The 20100-nt window shown below is 71.2% G+C and carries 20 protein-coding genes; 9 read left to right on the plus strand and 11 right to left on the minus strand.

Features of this window, described 5'->3' with window-relative positions:
• Positions 1-10: 10 nt before the first annotated feature.
• Together ABT158_RS26605 and ABT158_RS26610 are read right to left on the minus strand one after the other, a co-directional pair.
• A complete protein-coding gene (locus ABT158_RS26605) occupies positions 11-262 on the minus strand; it encodes a metallothionein (protein ID WP_352326656.1) in 252 nt (83 codons plus the stop codon).
• Between the two features lie 79 nt (positions 263-341).
• On the minus strand, positions 342-1448 hold the full coding sequence (locus tag ABT158_RS26610) for an MFS transporter (protein WP_352357773.1): 1107 nt from the start codon (positions 1446-1448) through the stop codon (positions 342-344).
• Between the two features lie 79 nt (positions 1449-1527).
• On the opposite strand from ABT158_RS26610, the gene ABT158_RS26615 reads away from it, so the two are divergent.
• The 3 genes from ABT158_RS26615 (at position 1528) to ABT158_RS26625 (ending at position 2998) form a co-directional block, all read left to right on the plus strand.
• Positions 1528-1977 (plus strand): hypothetical protein, encoded by a 450-nt coding sequence (locus tag ABT158_RS26615; protein ID WP_352357775.1) that lies wholly within the window; start codon positions 1528-1530, stop codon positions 1975-1977.
• Positions 1978-2067: 90 nt separating this feature from the next.
• On the plus strand, positions 2068-2514 hold the full coding sequence (locus ABT158_RS26620; RefSeq protein ID WP_352357777.1) for a carboxymuconolactone decarboxylase family protein: 447 nt from the start codon (positions 2068-2070) through the stop codon (positions 2512-2514).
• A gap of 310 nt (positions 2515-2824) precedes the next feature.
• On the plus strand, positions 2825-2998 hold the full coding sequence (locus tag ABT158_RS26625) for a hypothetical protein (RefSeq protein WP_352357779.1): 174 nt from the start codon (positions 2825-2827) through the stop codon (positions 2996-2998).
• An 86-nt stretch (positions 2999-3084) separates the two neighbouring features.
• On the opposite strand, the gene ABT158_RS26630 is transcribed toward ABT158_RS26625, so the two are convergent.
• Together ABT158_RS26630 and ABT158_RS26635 are read right to left on the minus strand one after the other, a co-directional pair.
• Complete coding sequence (locus ABT158_RS26630; protein WP_352357781.1) at positions 3085-3705, minus strand: pyridoxamine 5'-phosphate oxidase family protein; 621 nt, start codon at positions 3703-3705, stop codon at positions 3085-3087.
• Between the two features lie 34 nt (positions 3706-3739).
• The gene (locus ABT158_RS26635) at positions 3740-4258 is read right to left on the minus strand and encodes a winged helix-turn-helix transcriptional regulator (RefSeq protein WP_352357783.1); all 519 of its coding nucleotides are present in this window, start codon (positions 4256-4258) and stop codon (positions 3740-3742) included.
• A gap of 46 nt (positions 4259-4304) precedes the next feature.
• Here ABT158_RS26635 and ABT158_RS26640 point away from each other — a divergent pair, with 46 nt between their 5' ends.
• Complete coding sequence (locus ABT158_RS26640) at positions 4305-5648, plus strand: MFS transporter (RefSeq protein ID WP_352357785.1); 1344 nt, start codon at positions 4305-4307, stop codon at positions 5646-5648.
• Positions 5649-5707: 59 nt separating this feature from the next.
• On the opposite strand, the gene ABT158_RS26645 is transcribed toward ABT158_RS26640, so the two are convergent.
• On the minus strand, positions 5708-6793 hold the full coding sequence (locus ABT158_RS26645; protein ID WP_352357787.1) for a PrsW family intramembrane metalloprotease: 1086 nt from the start codon (positions 6791-6793) through the stop codon (positions 5708-5710).
• 76 nt (positions 6794-6869) lie between these two features.
• Positions 6870-8075, minus strand: a complete 1206-nt coding sequence (locus ABT158_RS26650) for an amidohydrolase (RefSeq protein WP_352357789.1) — start codon at positions 8073-8075, stop codon at positions 6870-6872.
• A 117-nt stretch (positions 8076-8192) separates the two neighbouring features.
• Between ABT158_RS26650 and ABT158_RS26655 the strand changes: the two genes are divergently transcribed.
• The 3 genes from ABT158_RS26655 to ABT158_RS26665 are packed head-to-tail and all read left to right on the plus strand — an operon-like array spanning position 8193 to position 9600.
• On the plus strand, positions 8193-8657 hold the full coding sequence (locus ABT158_RS26655; RefSeq protein WP_352357791.1) for a hypothetical protein: 465 nt from the start codon (positions 8193-8195) through the stop codon (positions 8655-8657).
• Positions 8658-8686: 29 nt separating this feature from the next.
• Positions 8687-9085: an ester cyclase gene (locus ABT158_RS26660; RefSeq protein WP_352357793.1), complete on the plus strand. Its 399-nt coding sequence runs from the start codon at positions 8687-8689 to the stop codon at positions 9083-9085.
• Positions 9086-9114: 29 nt separating this feature from the next.
• On the plus strand, positions 9115-9600 hold the full coding sequence (locus ABT158_RS26665) for a pyridoxamine 5'-phosphate oxidase family protein (protein ID WP_352357795.1): 486 nt from the start codon (positions 9115-9117) through the stop codon (positions 9598-9600).
• On the opposite strand, the gene ABT158_RS26670 is transcribed toward ABT158_RS26665, so the two are convergent.
• Positions 9548-10951 (minus strand): MFS transporter, encoded by a 1404-nt coding sequence (locus ABT158_RS26670; protein WP_352357797.1) that lies wholly within the window; start codon positions 10949-10951, stop codon positions 9548-9550. The genes ABT158_RS26665 and ABT158_RS26670 overlap by 53 nt on opposite strands.
• A 99-nt stretch (positions 10952-11050) precedes the next feature.
• Here ABT158_RS26670 and ABT158_RS26675 point away from each other — a divergent pair, with 99 nt between their 5' ends.
• Together ABT158_RS26675 and ABT158_RS26680 are read left to right on the plus strand one after the other, a co-directional pair.
• Entirely contained in the window at positions 11051-13612 is a 2562-nt protein-coding gene (locus ABT158_RS26675) for a glycosyl hydrolase family 18 protein (protein ID WP_352357799.1), read from the plus strand.
• Positions 13613-13783: 171 nt separating this feature from the next.
• Positions 13784-14611 carry a glycerophosphodiester phosphodiesterase gene (locus ABT158_RS26680; RefSeq protein ID WP_352357801.1) on the plus strand — a complete coding sequence of 276 codons (828 nt, stop codon included), beginning with the start codon at positions 13784-13786 and terminating at the stop codon, positions 14609-14611.
• 113 nt (positions 14612-14724) lie between these two features.
• On the opposite strand, the gene ABT158_RS26685 is transcribed toward ABT158_RS26680, so the two are convergent.
• The 4 genes from ABT158_RS26685 to ABT158_RS26700 all read right to left on the minus strand — a co-directional run bounded on the left by ABT158_RS26685 (position 14725) and on the right by ABT158_RS26700 (position 19358).
• A complete protein-coding gene (locus ABT158_RS26685; RefSeq protein ID WP_352325989.1) occupies positions 14725-17544 on the minus strand; it encodes a vitamin B12-dependent ribonucleotide reductase in 2820 nt (939 codons plus the stop codon).
• A complete protein-coding gene (gene nrdR / locus ABT158_RS26690) occupies positions 17541-17996 on the minus strand; it encodes a transcriptional regulator NrdR (RefSeq protein ID WP_103955744.1) in 456 nt (151 codons plus the stop codon). The genes ABT158_RS26685 and nrdR overlap by 4 nt, the downstream gene beginning before the upstream one ends.
• 641 nt (positions 17997-18637) lie before the next feature.
• Positions 18638-18868 (minus strand): hypothetical protein, encoded by a 231-nt coding sequence (locus ABT158_RS26695; RefSeq protein ID WP_352357804.1) that lies wholly within the window; start codon positions 18866-18868, stop codon positions 18638-18640.
• A 241-nt stretch (positions 18869-19109) separates the two neighbouring features.
• Positions 19110-19358 (minus strand): hypothetical protein, encoded by a 249-nt coding sequence (locus ABT158_RS26700; RefSeq protein WP_352357806.1) that lies wholly within the window; start codon positions 19356-19358, stop codon positions 19110-19112.
• Positions 19359-20100: the final 742 nt, after the last annotated feature.

Consider the following 20100-nt stretch of genomic DNA (forward strand, 5'->3'; position numbering starts at 1 on the left):
CGCCGTCCGGTCAGGCGGACGAGCTCGCCATCACCCGGTCGACGATGCCCTTGTTGCCCTCCTCGCGGGCGCAGTGGGCGCAGCAGTACCAGTGCTCGCCCGACTGGACGCCGTGCCCGATGACCTTGGTGCCGCAGTGCTCGCAGATCGGCGCCATGGCCTCGATCGCGCACTGGAAGCAGTCGAAGGTGTGCACGGCTCCCTGCGCGTGCACCTCGAAGGCCATGTCGTAGTCGTTGCCGCAGTTGTCGCAGACGGCCATGGTGATCCCCTCTTCACGTCCGAATCACCTGGGGCAATACCCCGAACCGTGGTGCGCTTTCCCCAACAAAACGCCATATTCACGCCGAGTCACCCTCGATCATGACGAACCGTACGAGCAGCGGCAGCCCCAGCAGGCCGAGCGCGGCGAGCGCGACGGGCAGCCCGAACGGCCCGGTCAGCCCCGCCACCAGCAGCGGGCTGACGACGAACCCGGCGTAGGAGACCATCGAGACGCCCCACACCAGCGTCCCGGTCGGGTCGTCGGCGGCCGAGCGGCTGAGCAGCGCGGGCACCAGCGGCCCGAGCGCCAGCCCGGTCAGGGCGAAGCCCGCCATCGACAGCGGCACGCCGTCACCGAGCCCGGCCAGGCCGATCCCGGCCGCGCCGCCCACCCCGGCGACCAGGTACAGCGCGCGCAGGGGCACCGGAGGCAGGGTCTGCGCGGCGAGCCGGCCGGCCGTGAGCGCGGCCATGTAGACCGAGGGGGCCAGGCTCGCCGTGAGGGGCGTGGCGGCCCGGTGCTCCTCCAGCAGGAGCACCGACCACTGCTCGACCGCGTTCTCGATCACCAGCACGCATCCGGCCAGCGTCCCGAGCAGCAGCGCGACGCCCCACAACTGGCGCCACGCGCGGTGGTCGCCGGTGGGGGCGGCCCGGCCGCGGCCCACGGGCAGGGCGGGCAGGGACAGTGACGTCGCCGCCACCAGCGCCGCGACCACCAGCAGCACGGTCCGGACGTCCATGCCGAGCGAGCGGGCCAGGCCGGTGAGCGGGGCGGCCACGATGACCGCGAGCGGGAAGGCCGCGTGCACCGCCTGGAAGAGCCGCCGGCCGCGCTCGCGCTCGACGCGTCCCGTGGCCAGGTTGAGCGTCACGTCGAGCGCGCCGCTGGCCGCGCCGAGCAGCAGCAGCCCGGCCACGAGCGGCCAGTACGCGGTGACCGCGGCCAGGCCCGCCACGGCCAGCCCGAACAGGACGGTCGCCGCCATGAGGGCAAGGCGCTCGCGCCCGCGGGCCAGCCGGCCGGTCAGCGCCATCGCGGGCAGGGCCCCGACGGGCACCGCGCCCAGCGCCGTGCCGAGCTGCGCCGCCGAGACGCCGAGCTCCTGCTTCACAGCCGGCAGCAGCGCCGCCCAGGAGCCCCAGAACACCGCCCAGACGGCGGACACCGCGATGAGCGGCATTTCACCAACCCCCTTGAATTGCGGTCAAGTCTCGGTAAAGATCGACGACGTCCTTAATGTCCCCGCCGAAGGGAAAATCGTGCTGACGCGAACGGTCATCGCGGCCGGGCTGGTCGCCGCCGGTATCGCCGCCACCCCCTCCGCCGCCTCCGCGGCCACTGCCCCCGAGACGCCCGAGCGCGTCTGCGGCGCGGGCTACCACCGGGTGCAGGACGGCCACCGCGCGATGAGGACGCGCGACGGGAAGGTGTTCGGGCACGTCTACCTCATGTACAACAAGAGCGCCGGGAAGAACTGCGTGGCGGCGATCAAGACCGCCTTCCGCGGCACCCGTACGGTCACCGGCGCCTCCATCGAGGTCCGCGGCGGCGGCCGCAGCGAGGACGTGCAGCGTTACCGCTTCTACGCCGAGACCGGCCACATCGACGGTAGCTGGAAGTGCGTGAAGTACGCGGGCTGGACGCGCACCCCGGACAACCGGGTCGAGGCGTGGGGCGGCCGCGGCTCGTGGGGCAACTGCCGGGGCTGAGACGAATCCCCTCCTCCCGGCCCGGAGCTGTCACATCGCGCCGGGCCGCCTCGTCCTGTGTCATGGAAGTGACGACACAGGGAGGACACCATGACCCAGCGCATCGACATCGCCGAACTCGCCCCGGAGGCGTACCGGGGGTTCCTGGCGGTGGAGGCGTACATGCACGGCAGCGACCTGCCCGCGGCCACGATCGAGCTGGTCAAGCTGCGGGCCAGCCAGATCAACGGCTGCGGCTACTGCGTGCACATGCACAGCGGGGACATGAAGAAGGCCGGGGAGAGCGACGAGCGGCTGTGGTCGGTCGCCGCCTGGCGGGAGGCCACGGTCTTCACCCCGGCCGAGCGGGCGGCGCTGGCGCTGACCGAGGAGGCGACCCGCCTGGCCGACCGCGGCGAGGCCGTGCCGGACGAGGTGTGGCAGCAGGCGGCCGAGCACTATGACGACAAGCAGCTCGCCGCCCTCGTCGTCGCCATCGCGATGATCAACGCCTGGAACCGGATCGGCGTGACCGCCCGCCTGGTCCCGGGGACGTGACGCGGGCGCATCCGTACGCGAGGCCGTGGAAATGCGTTGAGCGGCCCCGGGAGCCCCGGTTAGGTTGGCGCGCAAGGCGGGTGGCGGCACCCGCCGAGCCGCCGTCAGCCGGCGGCGGCCCGGAAGGGGGAAGACCGTGAAACGTGTCAGAGTCCCGAGATCGACGGCCATCAGGCGCCCGCATCCGGCGGCCGAACCGGATCTGCGCACCCCGTCAGGGCGAAAGTTGCCCTATTAGCTACCCTTTACAGCGAACTTACGGCTGTATCGGTAGATAACAGAGGTAACAGAAACATCACGGGGGGCTCACATGAAGAGGCTTGCGGTGGTGCCGCCGCATATCGCCAGGCACAAGATCCGCGACATCCGGGCGGCCGTCCGCCGCAGAAGGACCGAGGCCACCGACCCCAAGGTGGTCGACCTGCGGGCCTACAGCGGCCGGAACGTGATCCGCTTCCCCGGCGGACCGACGCCGGCCGCCTGAACCGCACGGACCCGCACGGACCCGCACGGATTCACCGCACCGCTGAGGCCCGACACGACCGGCTCCCCCCGCCGGCCGTCCGGTCTTCAGCCGTAGAGCCTCTTGGCGTAGGCCGCGCCGTAGTACGACTCCAGCTGCTCCAGGCTCTCCTCGACCACCTGCACCTCCTTGATCAGAGTGGCGTGCGAGGGCAGGACGGACGGGTTCCAGGAGTCGGGCGCCCAGAGCTGCGAGCGCATGAACGCCTTGGCGCAGTGGAAGAAGATCTGCTCGATCTCCACCACCAGGGCCAGCCGCGGCCGGTGACCCTTGACGATCATCTCGTCGAAGAACGGCGCCTCGCGCACGAGCCGGGCGCGGCCGTTCACGCGCAGGGTCTCGTTGCGGCCGGGGATCAGGAAGATCAGGCCCACGTGCGGGTTCTGCAGCACGTTGAGGAACCCGTCGGCCCGGCGGTTGCCCGGACGGTCGGGAATGGCGATCGTGGTGTCGTCGATGACGTGGACGAACCCGGCCGGGTCGCCCTTGGGCGAGACGTCGCAGTTGCCCTCGGCGTCGGACGTGGCGATCAGGCAGAACGGGGAGGCCGCCAGCCAGTCGCGATCACGCGCGTGCAGCCGGACCCGCTCCTTGGTCACGGCCCTCGGCATCACCTCGCCCAGCAGTTCCCGCAGCTCCTCCTCGGATCCGATCTCCGCCCAGCTCATCTGATCTCCTTTCGAGGGGTACCGCCCGATTTTGTCAGGAGATCGGAGCAAGCATCCTGTGGGGTGCCCTGAGCAGCACGCTGACCGGATCATCGCGGTTGTCCGTCAGGCCGGGGCCGGGGCGCACCTCGATCTCCTCCAGCCCGACGGCCGTGCCGCACGACGGGCACCGGGACACCGGGTCGAGCCGGGCGCCGCAGGTGGCGTGGTGGAACAGGCGGCGCGGGCCGTCGCCGCCGAGGTTTCGCTCGCCCCACTGGGCCAGGGCCAGCATGGGGACCCACAACTCGCGGCCCGTGGCGGTCAGGACGTACTCGTCGCGGGGCGGGTTGTCCTGGTAGCGGCTCCTGGCCAGCACGCCGGCCTCGACCAGCGCCCCAAGCCGCTGGGACAGGACCGCCCTCGGGATGTCGAGGTGGGCGAGGAAGTCGCCGTAGCGGCGTACGCCGTACATGGCGTCGCGGACGACCAGGAGCGTCCACCGTTCGCCGATCACTTCCAGGGCCCTGGCCAGCGAGCAGTCCTGGCCTTCGTAGTTCTTGCCGAGCGCCATGGGACCCATGTTAGTTCATTCACCGAACCGTGATACGTTGCGCCGCATGAGTTCAGTGACCGAACTGACCCGGGTACGGCCGGGCACGCTCGCCGTGGCGTCCTCGGCGCCCCTGCTGGTGCTGACGAACTACACGGTGCCGATGGTGACGTTGCCGCAGACGGCCGCGTCCCTGGGCGCCGGGCCGACGGGGCCGGTGTGGATGCTGGGCGGCATCTCGCTCGGGCTGTCGGCGCTGCTGCTGGTCTCCGGCGGGCTGGCCGACGACCACGGGCGCAGGCGGGTGCTGGTCTGGGGGTCGGCCGTGCTGGCCGCCGCCGGGGTGGCGGCCGCGCTGAGCACGTCGGTGCCGGTGTTCGTGCTGGCCAGGCTGGCGCAGGGCGGGGCGAGCGCGGCGATGCTGGCCGCCAGCCTGGGCATCGTCGGCCACGCCTTCCCCTCGGGCGCCGAGCGGGTGCGGGCCACCGGGCTGTACGGCGCCATGATCGGGCTGGGCACCGCGGTCGGCCCGCTGGCCTCCGGCGTGCTGGCCACGGCGGTGAGCTGGCGGGCGGTCTACTGGGTGTTGTCGGCCGCCGCGCTCGCCCTGGCGGTGGCCTCGGCGCGGCTGCTGGCCGAGTCGCGCTCCCCCGCGCCGCGCCGGTTCGACGTGCCCGGCGTGGTGCTGCTCAGCCTGGGCGTGGGCGCGCTGGTCGCGGGGGTCACCGAGGGGCGCGCCGGGTGGGGGCGTCCGGTGGTGATCGGGGCGTTCGCGCTGGCGGCGGTGCTGGTGGCGGCGTTCGTGTCGGTGGAGCGCCGGCGTCCGGAGCCGCTGCTCGACCTGGAGCTGTTCGGACGGCCGGTGTTCCTGGTCGCCACCGGCGGCGCGCTGGTCGTCGGGGCGGCGGTGGTGGGCCTGCTCAGCTACCTGCCGACCGTGCTCCAGACCGCGCACGCGCTGACGCCGCTGCAGACCGGCCTGCTGTTCTGCCTCTGGTCGAGTACGTCGTTCGCGGTGTCGCTGGCGTCCCGGCTGGTACGCCTGCGCACCGCTGCCCGGCTGGCCCTCGGCCTCGGCCTGACCGCGCTCGGGTTCGCCGGGCTGCTGGGCGTGGGCGGCTCGCTGGACCTGCCGCTGGTCATCGCCGGGCTGGTGGTGAGCGGCGCCGGGTCCGGGCTGATCAACTCCTCGATCACCCACCTGGCGATCGAGAGCGTGCCGGCCCACCGGGTCAGCATGGGGTCGGGCGCCAACAACACCGCCCGCTACGTCGGCTCCTCCCTGGGCGCGGCCGGCGTGGCCGCGGTCGTCGGCGCGTTCGGCGTGGACCGGGGGGCGACGGTCGCGGTGGCGGCCTGCATCGTGCTGGCGGCGGTGACGGCCCTGGCCGCCGTGCTCACCCGCCCCTGAGCCCGGCCCTGAGCCCGGCCCGAGCCTGCCGCTGAGCCCGGTCCTGAGCCCGGTCCCGGCTACCAGCGGCGGGCGTGGGCCATCGAGGTGAGCAGGGCGTCGCGTTCCATGGCGAACCTGGCCGGGTCCATGCCCTGCCGTTCGGCCCGCAGATGCAGCACGGTCAGCTCGGTCGCCGCCTGCTGGTAGTCGCTCATCGCGCGGCCGAGCCCGGCGCCCCTGGCCCACCTGCGGGCCGCCTTGCGGGCCTTGAGCGTGCTGAGCATCTTCAGGTCCTCCACCGTGACCAGGCCGGTCGGGCCGTAGCCGGGCAGGTAGACGCCCATCTTCGAGACGAGCTGGCGGCGTTCGACGACGGTGACCACGACGAGCAGGACCAGCGCCACCATGATCACCAGGTACGCCGTGCCCAGCCAGGCCAGCGACTGGGTGGAGGCGGCGCCGTTCCACAGCCCGTGCAGGACGACCGCGCCCAGGTAGCCGAGCGGGATCGCGGCGAAGCGCGCGGGCGTGCGGCGGGTGAGCGCGTAGGCGACGCCGAGCCCGATCATCGAGGTGTAGATGGGGTGGCCGAGCGGGTCGATCAGCCCTCTGAGCACGAACAGCCGGACCGCGGCGCCGGTGCCGTCCTGGCCGAACGCGATCAGGTAGTAGCCGATGTTCTCCACGGCGGCGAAGCCGAGCCCCGCCATGGAGGCGTAGACGATGCCGTCGGTCAGGCCGTCGATCTCCTGCTTCCTGCGCAGGAGCAGCAGCAGCGCCGACCCCTTCAACGCCTCCTCGATCACCGGGGCCAGGAACACGGTGCCGACGTCGTTGACGAGCTGGGCGCCGTACCCGGCCCGCAGGAACAGCGCCTGTCCGGCCAGCGTCAGCCCGACGCCGAGCACGATCGCCAGGCCCGCGCCCCACGCGAAGGCGAAGGCGAGGTGCAGCTTCGGCTCCGGCTCCAGCCGGTCGAGCGAGAGCACGGCGGCCAGCAGCACCGGCAGCGGCGCGAGCCCGAGCACCGCCGACAGCCCGAACCCGACCGGGCCGCCTTTGTGCAGCATGAGACCGAGGACGATCAGCGCGAGGACGCCTGAGACGACCAGTCCGATCAGGAGCGCCTTGCTGGGCCTCCTGGCGGGGTGCGGAGCTGTCATGGGGGGGCGCCTTTCTCCGACTCAGTGCACCTACTGTGAGCGTTCCCGGCCGTCGCGCACTTGACAGTCGCCTACATCACCGTGACTCGCGGTAATAGGGATCGGCCACGACGGATTCCCCGTCCACGTAGGAGTACACCTCACGCCCGGCGATGAACACCCTCAGCGCCCGGCTCATCACGTCGAGCGGGTCGCCCGACCAGATCACCACGTCGCCGTCGAGGCCGGGGCGCAGCGAGCCGACCCGGTCGTCGAGGCCCATGATGCGGGCCGGGTTGACGGTGATCGAGCGCAGCGCGGTGTCCCGGTCGAGCCCTTCCTTGACAGCCAGGGTGGCCTGGTGGACGAGGAAGTGGATGGGCACCACCGGGTGGTCGGTGGTGATGGCCAGCTCGACCCCGGCCCGCGCGAGGATGCCCGGGTTGCGCAGGGCGCGCTGCCGCAGCTCGACCTTCGACCGGCTGGTGAACAGCGGGCCGATGATGACCGGCACGTTGCGCTCGGCCAGCGTGTCAGCCAGCAGGTGGCCCTCGGTGCCGTGGTTGACGATCAGCCGGTGGCCGAACTCGTCGGCCAGGCGCAGCGCGGTGGCGATGTCGTCGGCGCGGTGGGCGTGCTGGCACCACGGCAGCTCGCCGTCGAGCACGCGGACCAGGATCTCCAGCGTGCCGTCGCGGTCGAACGGCTTGTCCTCGCGCTCGGCCGCGGCCTTCTTCGCCTTGTAGTCCTGGGCCTTCATGAGGGCGTCGCGGATCACCGCGGCCACGCCCTGCCGGGTGGAGGGCAGCTTCTTCTGGTCGCCGTAGACGCGCTTGGGGTTCTCCCCCAGGGCGCTCTTGACGCTCACCGGCTCTCTGACCAGCATCTCGTCCACCGACCTGCCCCAGCACTTGACCGCGACCGTCTGTCCGCCGATCGGGTTGCCGGAGCCCGGCTTGATTACGACGGTGGTGACGCCGCCGGACAGCGCGTCGGCGAAGCCCTGGTCGGCCGGGTTGATGGCGTCGAGGGCGCGTAGCCGGGCCCCGTTGGGGTCGGTCATCTCGTTGGTGTCGTTGCCCGCCCAGCCCTCGGCCTCCTCGTACACGCCGAGGTGGCCGTGCGCCTCGACGAAACCGGGCAGCACCCAGCCGCCGCCCGCGTCCACGACGGTGGCGGAGTCGGGGATGGTCACGTCCCGCCCCACTGCGAGGATCTTCCCGTCGCCGACCAGGACGGTGCCGCCCTCGATGGGATCTCCGTCAACCGGCACGACATATCCGTTGATGATGGCGAGAGTCATGACGGCAACCTACCGTTGCCACGCTTTCCCCCGTAAAGCCTGGACCGATAACCAGATTTCGGGCATGCTTGTCGAGATCTTCAGTCAAGGCCAATCGAAAGGGACGTACTGGTGCGCATGCCCGCAAAGGCAATCCTTCTGACGGCGGCGATCGGTCTCAGCGGCGTTCTCGCGACCCCGGCGAACGCCACGGCCGCGAGCACCCCGCAGGGCGTCTGCGGATCGGGCTTCGGGCTCGTCTCCGGCGGCGCGAAGCCCGTCAAGACCCAGGGGGGCAAGCGCTACGGCACGGTCTACCTCCTGTACAACCGCGGCACCGGCCAGAACTGCGTGGTCACCATCAAGTCCAGCTTCATCGGCTCGAAGACGCAGATGAGCGCCAGGCTCACCGTCATGCCCAAGCCGCGCAAGGACGAGAAGCAGGACCCGATCGTGCGCATGGACGCCGGCAAGTTCGGTCAGTACGCCGGTCCGGTCAAGTACTGGGCCAAGGGCGCCTGCGTGAAGTTCTGGGGCACGATCCAGGGGACCGACGGGTCCATCGCCGGCGGCGGCCGTACCAGCTGGGGCAACTGCGGCTAGGGGCCTCCCGCGCGGGTAGTCGTGCCGCCATGCTGACCGGACTGTACGAGCGCTGGCTGCTCGAACTGTGGAACGGCGACCTCCCCCTCGCGCACGACCTGGTGACCCCCGAGTTCGTCGGCCACTGGCCAAGCGCGGACGTGCACGGCCCCGACGGGCTGATCGAGGCGATCCGGCAGGGCCGCGAACCGTTCGACGACGTCCGGGTCACGCTCGACGTGGGCCCGGCCGTCGACGGCGACCTGGTCGCCGCCCGGTGGACGTTCGGCGGCGCCTACCGGGGCGGCCTGCCCGGCGCGGGCGCCCCGCCGGGCACCCCCGTCTCCTTCTCCGGCCACGACCTCCTGCGTGCCACGGACGGACGATTCTCCGAATACTGGGTGATCTCCGACGTCCAGTCGTTCTCCCGGCAACTCGGGATAGGCTGACATATTCGCATCACGACGGGGGTCGAAGGATGTCACAGGAGGCAATGGGGGCGATGGGCTCGATGGGCGCACAGCCGCTGGAGCTGCCCGAGGAGGACCTGTCGGCGCTGCTCGCCGGCCAGCGCTTCGGCGCGCTCGCCACGAACGGCGGCGGCGGCCGTCCGCAGTTGTCCACGGTGGTCTACACCTGGGACCCGCCGCGGCGGGTGGTGCGGATCTCGACCGTCGCGGACCGGCTGACGGTGCGCCGCCTGCACCAGGACCCCCGCTGCGCGCTCTACGTCGCCAGCGACGACTTCGGCTCCTACGCCGTCGCCGAGGGCGAGGCCGAGCTGTCCCCCGTGAGCGACCGGCCGGGTGACGAGGTGGGCCTGGAACTGCTGGCCATGCAGCCGTCCTTCGGTGACGCCGCGGGCGAGCTGGCGTTCCTGCACCGGATGGTCGCCGACCGCCGGCTGGTAGTCAGGATCCAGGCGAGACGGCTCTACGGGGCCCTGCTCCCGACGCCTTCCTGAGCGCGCGCCGCCGGTTGTAGGCCACCATCGCCACCACCAGCAGGATCAGCGCCAGGTCGATGGCGGCCGACCAGCGCATGGCACGCGCGTGGTGGCCGCCTTCGGCGACCGCGAAGTAGACCGCCCCGATCACCGCGACGCCGCCCGCGCCGGCGAACTGCTGCGCCGTGCTGAGCACGCCCGACCCGATGCCGGCCTGGTGCGGCGCGACCTCCACCAGCGCCGCGCCGATGAGCCGCGGCAGGACCAGGCCGTTGCCCGAGCCCACGAGCATGAGCGCGACCATGACGTACGGCAGCCCGCGCCCGGCCCCGGCCACCAGCAGCGCCAGCCCCAGGGCGGTGACCAGGCCGCCGATCATGACGACGACCAGCCCGTACCGGCTGACCAGGCGGGTGCCGAGCAGCGAGGTCACGGTGAACAGCACGCCCATCGGCGCGAAGGCCAGGCCCGCCGGGAACGCGGTGAGCCCGAGCCCGCTCTGCAGCAGCAGCGTCAGCGTGAACATGAACGAGGCGAAGTACGCCATGAACGCGACGATCGCCCCGACGCCCGCCAGGTAGGAGTGGACCTTGAGCAGGCCGAGGTCGAGCACCGGCTGCCCGCCCCGGGCGGCCAGCGTCCGCTGCCACCACCAGGTCAGCGCGAACACCGGCGCGCTCGCCGCCATGGCGGCCCACGTCCAGGCGGGCCAGCCCAGGCTGTTGCCGAGGCCGAGCGGCACCAGCAGCAGCGCCAGCCCGGCGGCCAGCCCCGCCGCGCCCGGCAGGTCGAACGCGACGGGCTTGTGCGGGTCGGCCTCCGGCAGCAGCCACCGGGCCAGCGGCACGACGACCAGACCGACCGGCAGGTTGATCAGGAAGATCACCCGCCAGCCGAGGCCGAACACGTCGGCGGTGAGCAGCAGGCCGCCGAGCACCTGGCCGGCGATGGAGCCGAGGCCGCCGGCGGCGCCGTACCAGCCGAGGGCGCGGCCGCGGCGCTCCGGCGGGTAGACGGCCGAGATCATGGCCAGCACCTGGGGCACCATGACGGCGCCGGCCAGGCCCTGGAGCAGCCGGGCGGCGACCAGCCAGGCGGCGCCGGGCGCGAGGCCGCACAACACCGAGGCGACGGTGAACCCGGCCACGCCGAGGACGAACAGCCGCCGGTAGCCGTAACGGTCGCCGAGCCGGCCGCCGGTGATCATGCCGGCCGCGTACGTGAAGGCGTACCCGGCCACGATCAGCTCCAGGGCGGCCGGACCGGCGCTCAGGTCGTGCTCGATGGCCGGCGCGGCCACGTTGACCACGAAGAAGTCGAACTGGGCCATGAACCACGCCGACAGCAGGACCGGCAGCACCCCTCGCATCTTGTCAGGCTAGATCAGACAGGCTCTTGCAAGTTGGGTGGGAGGGGCTTACGATCCGCGTAATTGTTAGGAAACTTTCTTTAAAGAAAGGTCCTTGACGTGCGCCGATTAGTCACCCCCCTGATCGCCGTCCTCGTGATCATCGGCATGTGCACCCTTCCCGCACAGGCTGCGAGCCGCCTCATCGCCACGTTCTCCCTCTCCGGGAACACCGGCACCTTCCTGGTGAGCAACCCGGGCACGACCGCCGTCAGCGGCTGGTCGATCGTCTTCGAGCTGCCGTCCGGGGTCACCGCGAGCAACCCCCAGAACGCCACCATCCGCCAGAACGGCACCAAGGTGACGCTCACCCCCGCTTTCTACATCAACACCGTGCAGGCGGGGAAGAACACCGAACCCTACAGCCCCAAGGTGACGCTGAGCTCGGCCGTCCAGCCGACGAGCTGCCTGATCAACGGCGCCAACTGCGACGGCACCGGCGGTGACCCGCCCGCCAAGCCGCCGGTCAGCGCCACGTACGACGTCAACGGCACCTCGGCCAAGTTCATCGTCGCCAACAACAGCACCACCGCGCTGAACGGCTGGTCGATCGTGTTCGAGCTGCCCGCGGGCGTCACCGCGAGCAACGCCCAGAACGGCTCACTCACCCAGAGCGGGCGGACCGTCACCCTGACCCCCGTCCACTACAACACCACCGTGAACGCGGGCGCGACCACCGAGCCCTACAGCCCGAGCTTCACCGTGAGCACGGCCAACGCCGAGCCGACGAGCTGCCGGATCAACGACGTCAACTGCGACGGCACCCCCGACGCGCCGCCCGGCGCCCCCGGGAACCTGCGCTCGCCGGTCAAGACCACCAAGACCGTCTCACTCGCCTGGGACGCCGCCACCCAGGGCAGCCTGCCCATCGTCGGGTACGAGATCTACAACGGCTCCGCCCTGGCCGCCTCGGTCACCGAGACCTCCGGCACGGTCTCCGGCCTGACGCCGAACACCGAGTACACGTTCACCGTCAAGGCCAAGGACCGCAAGGGCACCCTGTCGGCCGCCTCCGCGCCGCTGAAGGTGACCACCCGCAACCCGGCCGACGACTCGCAGGCGCCGTCGGTGCCGTCGGGACTGCGCAGCACGGCCAAGACCTCCAGCAGCGTCACGCTGACCTGGACGGCCTCCACCGACAACACCGGCGTGGCCAACTACGACGTCTTCACCGGCTCGACCCTGGCCACGACCGTCACGGGCACGACGGCCGTCGTCTCCGGCCTGTCCCCCTCGACCGAGTACTCCTTCACGGTCAAGGCCCGCGACCTGTACGACAACCTCTCGGCCGCCTCCACCCCGGTGAAGGTGACGACGTCGGACATCGTCGAGACCGGGTACGCCCGCGTCGGCTACTTCGTCCAGTGGGGCATCTACGGCCGCCAGTACTTCGTCCGCAACCTGGACACGACCGGGGCCGCGGCGAAGCTGACCCACATCAACTACGCCTTCGCCAACATCGACCCCAAGAACCTGACCTGCCTGCAGGGCGTCACCAAGGGCACCACGTCCGACCCGCAGGACCCGAACCAGGGCGACGGCGCCGGTGACGCCGAGGCCGACTACGGCAGGCCGTTCAGCTCCGCCCAGTCGGTCGACGGGGTCGCCGACACCGGCTGGGAGAAGCTGCAGGGCAACTTCAACCAGCTCAAGAAGCTCAAGGCGAAGTACCCGAACCTCAAGGTGCTGATCTCGCTCGGCGGCTGGACGTACTCCAAGTACTTCTCCGACGTGGCGGCGACCGACGCCTCCCGCAAGAAGTTCGTCTACTCCTGCATCGACACCTACATCAAGGGCAACCTGCCCGACTACAACGGCAAGGGCGGCCCGGGCACGGCCGCGGGCATCTTCGACGGCATCGACCTCGACTGGGAGTGGCCGGGCGCCGAGGGGCACGCGGGCAACCACATCGGCCAGAACGACAAGGCCAACAACACGCTGCTGATCGCCGAGTTCCGCCGCCAGCTCGACGCGCTGACGACGACGACCGGCAAGCGGTACCAGCTCACGGCGTTCACCCCGGCCGACCCGGCCAAGATCGCCGCCGGCTGGGACCTGCCCGAGGTCGCCAAGTCGCTGGACATCTTCAACATCCAGGGCTACGACTTCCACGGCGCGGGCAGCGACAACTCCTGGGAGCCGAACCGCACCGGCCACCAGGGCAACCTGTACCTCGACGCGGACAGCCCGTACAACCCGGACTTCAGCGTCGAGAAGGCCGTGGACGTCTACCTCCAGGCCGGCGTCAACCCGCGCAAGCTGACCATCGGCCTGGCCTACTACGGCCGCGGCTGGCAGCAGGTGACCGACGGCGGCAAGGCCGGCGAGTGGCAGGACGCGCACGGCGCGGCTCCCGGCCAGTTCCAGGAGGAGGCGGGCACGCGCGGCTACAGCAACCTGCTCGCCATGGTGCCCGGCTGCACGGTCCGCCACGACGAGGTCGCCGTCGCCACCTACTGCTACACCGGCAACAACGGGCAGTGGTGGACGTTCGACGACGCCTGGTCGATCGGCAAGAAGACGGCCTGGCTGAAGAGCAAGGGCCTGCTGGGCGCGATGATCTGGGAGATGTCCGGCGATCCGGGCGTCCTCACCACCGCGCTGGACGCCGGCCTGAAGTAACCCGGTCCGGCAACACCTGAGGGCGGGCCGCCGCGGACGGCCCGCCCTCCCACATGTCCGCGTGTCGAAGTCTCATCGGATGGGCATCGCTGCGTTACTCTGCCCTCAACTCACGGTCATCCTTGCTGGTCATGGTCGGGGTTGTCGGTCTCTCCCCCACCGAGGAGATCCATGTTGCGGCGACTCGCCCTGTTCCTGCCCCTCGCCCTCCTCCCCCTGGCCTCCCCGCCCACCGCCGCCGCCGTGACCACGGTGGTCAACGTCGCCCATCGGGGCGCTTCGGCGTACGCGCCGGAGAACACCGTCGCGGCCTTCCAGCTCGCCGCCCGCCAGGGGGCCGACCTGTTCGAGCTGGACGTCCAGGAGACCAAGGACCACGAGCTGGTCCTGATGCACGACACCACCCTCGCCCGCACCACCGACGCCGAACGCGCCCTGCCCGGCCTTGCGCCCTGGCGGGTGCGCGACCTCACGCTCGCGCAGATCCGCAGGCTGGACGCGGGCTCCTGGTTCGACCGGGAGTACACCGGCGAGCGGGTGCCGACCCTGCAGGAGGCGCTGCGCGCGACCGCCGGGTCCCGCGCCGGCATGCTGCTGGAGGTCAAGGAGCCGAAGCTCTACCCGGGCATCGAGGCCCGCATCGTCCGCGCGCTGCGCGCCGAGCCCTCCTGGCTCGCGCCGGGGCGGCTGGTGGTCCAGTCCTTCGACTGGGACTCGATGCGCGCCTTCCACCGGCTGCTGCCCGGCGTGCCGATCGGGCTGCTCGGCACGCCGAGCGCCGCCGCGCTGCCCGGCCTGGCCGGGTTCGCCGACCACGTCAACCCGCCGTACGCCGCGCTCACCCCCTCGTACGTCAAGCTGGCCCACGAGCACGGCATGAAGGTCTTCGCCTGGACGGTCGACAGCCCCGACGTCATGCAACGCCTGCTGACGTACCAGGTGGACGGCATCATCACCGACAAACCCGACGTCCTGCGCGACCTGCTGACCGAAGCCTGACCCCGGAACGCCCGACCGGAACCCGACCCCCGGGACGCCTGGCCGGAACCCGACCCCCGGAATGCCGATGAGGGGGCCCGATCGCGGGCCCCCTCATCTCAGTTCAGCGTGGATCAGCTGCAGCCGCTGGTCGAGCCGCAGCCCTCGCACACGTAGCAGCTGCCGGCCGGCCGCATCTTGGTGCCGCAGGTCATGCAGAGCGGCGCGTCGGCGGTGAAACGCTGGTGGCTCTCCAGCGTCAGCTCCCGGACCGGCTCCTCCTTCGGCTCGTCCTTGGGCTTCTCGATGGGCGCCGACTGGGCCAGCGCCTCCCGGTCGACCGCCTCCGGCAGCGCCGCCGGGTCCTCGCCGCGCTGCTGCGCGGCGCGCTCGGCCGCCGAGAAGATGCCGAGCGCCGCCCGCTCGTCGTAGGGCAGGTGGTCGAGGGCCAGGCGGCGGAAGATGTAGTCCATCACCGACGTGGCCATGCGGATGTCCGGGTCGTCCGTCATGCCCGCCGGCTCGAACCGCATGTTCACGAACTTGCTCATGTACGTCTCCAGCGGCACCCCGTACTGGAGGCCGATGGAGATCGCCACCGAGAAGGCGTCCATGACGCCCGCCAGCGTCGAGCCCTGCTTGGACATCTTGAGGAAGACCTCGCCGAGCCCGTCGTCAGGGTAGGACGAAGCGGTCATGTAGCCCTTGGCGCCGCCCACGGTGAAGCGGGTGGTCATGCTGGGACGCTGGTTGGGCATGCGCCGCCGGGTCGGCCGGTTGACCTCGATGACCTTGACCTCGGGCTCGGCCTCGACGGCCTTCGGCTCGTCCTTCTTGGCGCCGTTGCCGGCCGACAGCGGCTGGCCGACCTTGCAGTTGTCGCGGTAGACGGCCAGCGCCTTCAGGCCGAGCTTCCAGCCCTCCAGGTAGACCTGCTCGATGTCGTCGATCGTGGCCGACTCCGGCAGGTTGACCGTCTTGGAGATCGCGCCGGACAGGAACGGCTGGGTCGCCGCCATCATCCGCACGTGGCCCATCGGCGCGATGGCCCGCTCGCCCATCGCGCAGTCGAACACCTCGTAGTGCTCCTTGCGCAGGCCGGGGGCGTCGACGACGTGGCTGTGCTCGCCGATGTACTCGACGATGGCCTCGATCTGCTCCTGCTGGTAGCCGAGCTGCTTGAGCGCCCGCGGGATCGTCTGGTTGACGATCTGCATCGAGCCGCCGCCGACCAGCTTCTTGAACTTGACCAGCGCGAGGTCGGGCTCGATGCCGGTGGTGTCGCAGTCCATCATCAGGCCGATGGTGCCGGTGGGAGCGAGCAGGCTGGCCTGGGCGTTGCGGTAGCCGTTCTTCTCGCCGACCTTCAGGCACTCCGACCACTGGCGCGACGCCTCGGCGTGGATCTTCGCGTCCATGGTGCCGACCGTGCGCAGGTTGTCGTTGGCGGCGGCGTGCTTGCGCATGACCCGCTTGTGCGGCTCGGCGTTGCGGGCGTAACCGTCGTACGCGCCCACCACCCCGGCCAGCTCGGCGCTGCGCCGGTAGGACACACCGGTCATCAGCGACGTGATCGCCCCGGCCACCGCGCGGCCGCCGTCGGAGTCGTAGGCGTGGCCCGTGGCCATGAGCAGCGCGCCCAGGTTGGCGTAGCCGATGCCGAGCTGGCGGTAGGCCCGCGTGGTCTCGCCGATCTTCTCGGTCGGGAAGTCGGCGAAGGTGATCGAGATGTCCATCGCGGTGATGATCAGCTCGGTCAGCTTGACGAAGTCGGCGACGTTGAAGGTGTTGTCGTCCTTCAGGAACTTCAGCAGGTTGATGCTGGCCAGGTTGCACGAGGAGTTGTCCAGGTGCACGTACTCCGAGCACGGGTTGCTGGCGGTGATCCGGCCGGTCTCCGGCGTGGTGTGCCAGTCGTTGATCGTGTCGTCGTACTGCACGCCCGGGTCGGCGCACTCCCAGGCGGCCTTGGCCATCTTGCGGAACAGGTCCTTGGCGTCGACCTTCTCGATGACCTCGCCGGTCAGGCGGGCACGCAGGCCGAACTGGTCGCCCTTCTCCACCGCGCGCATGAACTCGTCGGAGACGCGCACCGAGTTGTTGGCGTTCTGGTACTGGACGGAGACGATGTCCTTGCCGCCCAGGTCCATGTCGAAACCGGCGTCACGCAGGGCGCGGACCTTGTCCTCCTCGCGCGCCTTGGTCTCGATGAACTCCTCGATGTCGGGGTGGTCGACGTCGAGCACGACCATCTTGGCCGCCCGGCGCGTCGCGCCGCCCGACTTGATCGTGCCCGCGGAGGCGTCCGCGCCGCGCATGAAGCTGACCGGCCCGCTGGCCGTGCCGCCGCTGGAGAGCAGTTCCTTGGACGAACGGATGCGGGACAGGTTGACGCCCGACCCCGAACCGCCCTTGAAGATCACGCCCTCTTCCTTGTACCACTCCAGGATCGACTCCATCTGGTCGTCCACGGAGAGGATGAAACAGGCGCTGACCTGCTGCGGCGAGGCGGTGCCCACGTTGAACCAGACCGGCGAGTTGAACGCGAAGACCTGGTGGACCAGCGCGTGCTTGAGCTCGTGGTCGAAGATCTCGGCGTCCTCGTCGCTGGCGAAGTAGCCGTGCTCGACGCCCGTGCGGGTGTAGACGCCGACCACCCGGTCGACGAGCTGCTTCAGGCTCCACTCGCGCTGCGGCGTGCCGACGGCGCCGCGGAAGTACTTGGTCGTCACGATGTTGGCCGCGTTCACCGACCAGAACTCGGGGAACTCGACACCCCGCTGCTCGAAGTTGATCGAGCCGTCGCGCCAGTTCGTCATCACGACGTCACGGCGCTCCCACTGGACCTCGTCATACGGGTGCACGCCGGGCTTCGTGAAGATCCGCTTCATCCTCAGCCCCTTACGCGGCCGCTTACCCCCGCGCGCCACTGAACCGCTGGCCGTGTCCGTCATGACTCCCCCTTCTCCGCCTTCAACTGTGAGATCTCGGCCTCGAAGTCCGCCAGGCTCTCGAAACCGCGATAAACCGATGCGAATCGCAGGTAGGCCACCTCGTCGAGCTCCCGGAGCGGGCCGAGGATCGCCAGGCCCACCTCGTTCGACGGCAGCTCGGCCGCGCCCTTGGCCCGGATGGCCTCCTCTACCCGCTGCCCGAGCTGCGCCAGCGAGTCCTCACTGACCGGCCTGCCCTGACAGGCCCGCCGCACGCCCGCGACGACCTTGTCCCGCGAGAACGGCTCCGTCACCCCGCTACGCTTGCTCACCATCAGCAGGACGGTCTCCTGCGTGGTGAACCTGCGCCCGCACTCGGGACAGGTGCGCCGGCGCCTGATGGCCGCGCCGTCGTCCGTGGACCGGCTGTCGATGACCCTGGTGTCAGGGTGGCGACAGAACGGACAGTGCACGGCTTCGCCTCCTCGACCCGCCCGGCCCACCACACGCGTAAAACCCTCGCCGCGGTACGCTCGCGCACGCCCCACGGCTCGCCATGGTGCGGTCACGGAAACACAAGGTGTGGTGAACCGACATCGGTGTAACTACTAGATGTTGTGGTCCAACCGTAGAAGCGCGCGACCATGAACGCAAGTTGAGCAACACCGTGGAGCCGAAGTCGCTGATCAGCCCCCGCGTCACACGAGCCCCGGGCGTGTCGCCCTGGCCGGCCCCTCGCGCGCCTCACCCGACCGGACCCCTCGCACCCGACGGCGACCAGCCCAAACAGGCCCCACAAAGGTACCGGAGCCCACAGCCTCCCCCCACCTCCCACCACCCCCGAAGCCCCCTCCTCTACCCCCACAAAACCTCCGGAACCCCCACCCGGCCCCTTCGTTTACCTCCCGCCCTTCGTTCGCCTTCCCGTCTCTCCCCGCGACCTGGCCGACTCGCCGGACCCCCTTGGTCGCCCACTTCCTTCCGCGTGCCACCCCCGGAGCCCCGGCCCCCGTCGGCTCCGCTTTCCTCGTCCCTGAGCCATGCGCGCGGCAACGATGGAAGCCAGCTCCTTGAAGACCTCCGAATGATCACGCGGTGGCCGTGTCCTGGATGGTCACCCCACGGGGTGGCGGACGGCGCGCATCGTGGGGCTCCAGCCGTTTTGGACGACGTACTTGCTTCCCGCGTAGTAGCTGACCTGGCCCTGGAGGCGGTAGGTGAAGGCGTCCCCCCGCTTGCAGCCCTTGTACGCCGAGCCGGCCGCCGCGGCGGCCGTGGTGGCGACGATGAGGGAGGTCTGGGCGCTGGTCTGGACGGATGCCTCCGCAGGGACGCCCGCGGTCAAGGACTCCTCGCCCCCGTTGGCTTGAGGCCAGGCCACCTGCCCGCCTTCCGCCTTCTTGAGGCCAGGCCAGCCTGCGCCCCTTACCTTGGGCTCCCATTTGTGCCCGCTTGCTGGGATCAGGGCCCATCAGCCTGGGCCCGTCCCCTGACACCCTTGGGGCCAGCCCCCTGCAGCCGTACCCCCTGCGCCCAGCGTCCGCGACCCCCGCAAGAGTGGTCCCTCAGCCGACCTCCGCCCCCGGCTACCCCGCCCGGCCGGGCAGCCCGGCACTCACGGCCGCGCGACCAGGCGCCCCGACACCCACAGCGGCAGCGCCGGGCACCCCGGCGGCGCCCACAGCGGCATGCCCGGCCGCCCGCGTCCCGAGCCAGAACCCGCCCAGGGACAGCAACACCATCACCACCACCAGCAGCACGATCCGCCCCCTGCGGGTCAGCCGCACCGGAGGAGCCGGAGCCTTGACGCCGGCCCCCGCAGGAATCACCACCACCCCCCGCCCCCGCCGCCGCAACGTACGACGTTCCCGCACAAGCCCCGCACCGTCACCGGCCGGAGCACTTCCCGCCCCCACAGCACGTCCCAACATCTCCCGCCCCCCGCGAGCCTCACCGTCACCAGAACCCCCGTTCCTCCGCGCCCCCCGGCGCCGCGAGCCCCCCGGCCCGCTCACCACCTGCCCCCGATCCCGGCCCATGGCCTCCCCGAAACGCCGCCCCCGCGCCGAGAACCGCTCCGCCGCCCGTCCCGACCGTCGCCCCCGCCTGTCCGGCCGCTCAGCCGACTGCTCTGAGCGCCGTCCTTGCGCGCCAAGCCCCTGCACGAGCCGTCCCGAGCGCCGCCCCTGCTTGCTCGACTGCTCGGCGGCCTCCTCCCGGCCTCGCCCCTGCTCGCCCGACCGTTCGGCCCTCTTCCGGCGCCGCCCCTCTGCTTCGGGCTGCTCGGTCGGGTCGCCGGAGCGTCGCCTCCGCGTCTCGGGCCGGGCCGTGGGCTCGCCGGAGCGCCGCCTGCGAAGCTCAGGCCGGGCCGAGCCCTCCCCTGGGCGACGCCGTTCCCAGGGGCGGTCCGCTCGGGCCTCCGTCTCGCCTTCCGGACGTCGTCCGCTCGCTTCGGGTGGCCGTCGGCGCCGGGTGCCGGGCTCGGGCGGGCGGGCGCGGGGCTTTGTCACGTCCGTGCCGGGCGCGCCCTGCTTGTCTTCCGGACGGCGGCCAGTCAGCGTGTCGGCGGCGAGGGGC

Origin of the sequence: Nonomuraea sp. NPDC001636 (assembly GCF_040298265.1) — a bacterium.
Classification (GTDB): Bacteria; Actinomycetota; Actinomycetes; order Streptosporangiales; family Streptosporangiaceae; genus Nonomuraea.

Bases quoted from the DNA above. Each gene is read 5' to 3' on its own strand.
- ABT158_RS26605 (WP_352326656.1), bottom strand. From the start codon at position 262: ATGGCCGTCTGCGACAACTGCGGCAACGACTACGACATGGCCTTCGAG.
- ABT158_RS26610 (WP_352357773.1), bottom strand. From the start codon at position 1,448: ATGCCGCTCATCGCGGTGTCCGCCGTCTGGGCGGTGTTCTGGGGCTCC.
- ABT158_RS26620 (WP_352357777.1), top strand. From the start codon at position 2,068: ATGACCCAGCGCATCGACATCGCCGAACTCGCCCCGGAGGCGTACCGG.
- ABT158_RS26625 (WP_352357779.1), top strand. From the start codon at position 2,825: ATGAAGAGGCTTGCGGTGGTGCCGCCGCATATCGCCAGGCACAAGATC.
- ABT158_RS26630 (WP_352357781.1), bottom strand. From the start codon at position 3,705: ATGAGCTGGGCGGAGATCGGATCCGAGGAGGAGCTGCGGGAACTGCTG.
- ABT158_RS26635 (WP_352357783.1), bottom strand. From the start codon at position 4,258: ATGGCGCTCGGCAAGAACTACGAAGGCCAGGACTGCTCGCTGGCCAGG.
- ABT158_RS26640 (WP_352357785.1), top strand. From the start codon at position 4,305: ATGAGTTCAGTGACCGAACTGACCCGGGTACGGCCGGGCACGCTCGCC.
- ABT158_RS26645 (WP_352357787.1), bottom strand. From the start codon at position 6,793: ATGACAGCTCCGCACCCCGCCAGGAGGCCCAGCAAGGCGCTCCTGATC.
- ABT158_RS26650 (WP_352357789.1), bottom strand. From the start codon at position 8,075: ATGACTCTCGCCATCATCAACGGATATGTCGTGCCGGTTGACGGAGAT.
- ABT158_RS26655 (WP_352357791.1), top strand. From the start codon at position 8,193: ATGCCCGCAAAGGCAATCCTTCTGACGGCGGCGATCGGTCTCAGCGGC.
- ABT158_RS26660 (WP_352357793.1), top strand. From the start codon at position 8,687: ATGCTGACCGGACTGTACGAGCGCTGGCTGCTCGAACTGTGGAACGGC.
- ABT158_RS26665 (WP_352357795.1), top strand. From the start codon at position 9,115: ATGTCACAGGAGGCAATGGGGGCGATGGGCTCGATGGGCGCACAGCCG.
- ABT158_RS26670 (WP_352357797.1), bottom strand. From the start codon at position 10,951: ATGCGAGGGGTGCTGCCGGTCCTGCTGTCGGCGTGGTTCATGGCCCAG.
- ABT158_RS26680 (WP_352357801.1), top strand. From the start codon at position 13,784: ATGTTGCGGCGACTCGCCCTGTTCCTGCCCCTCGCCCTCCTCCCCCTG.
- ABT158_RS26685 (WP_352325989.1), bottom strand. From the start codon at position 17,544: ATGACGGACACGGCCAGCGGTTCAGTGGCGCGCGGGGGTAAGCGGCCG.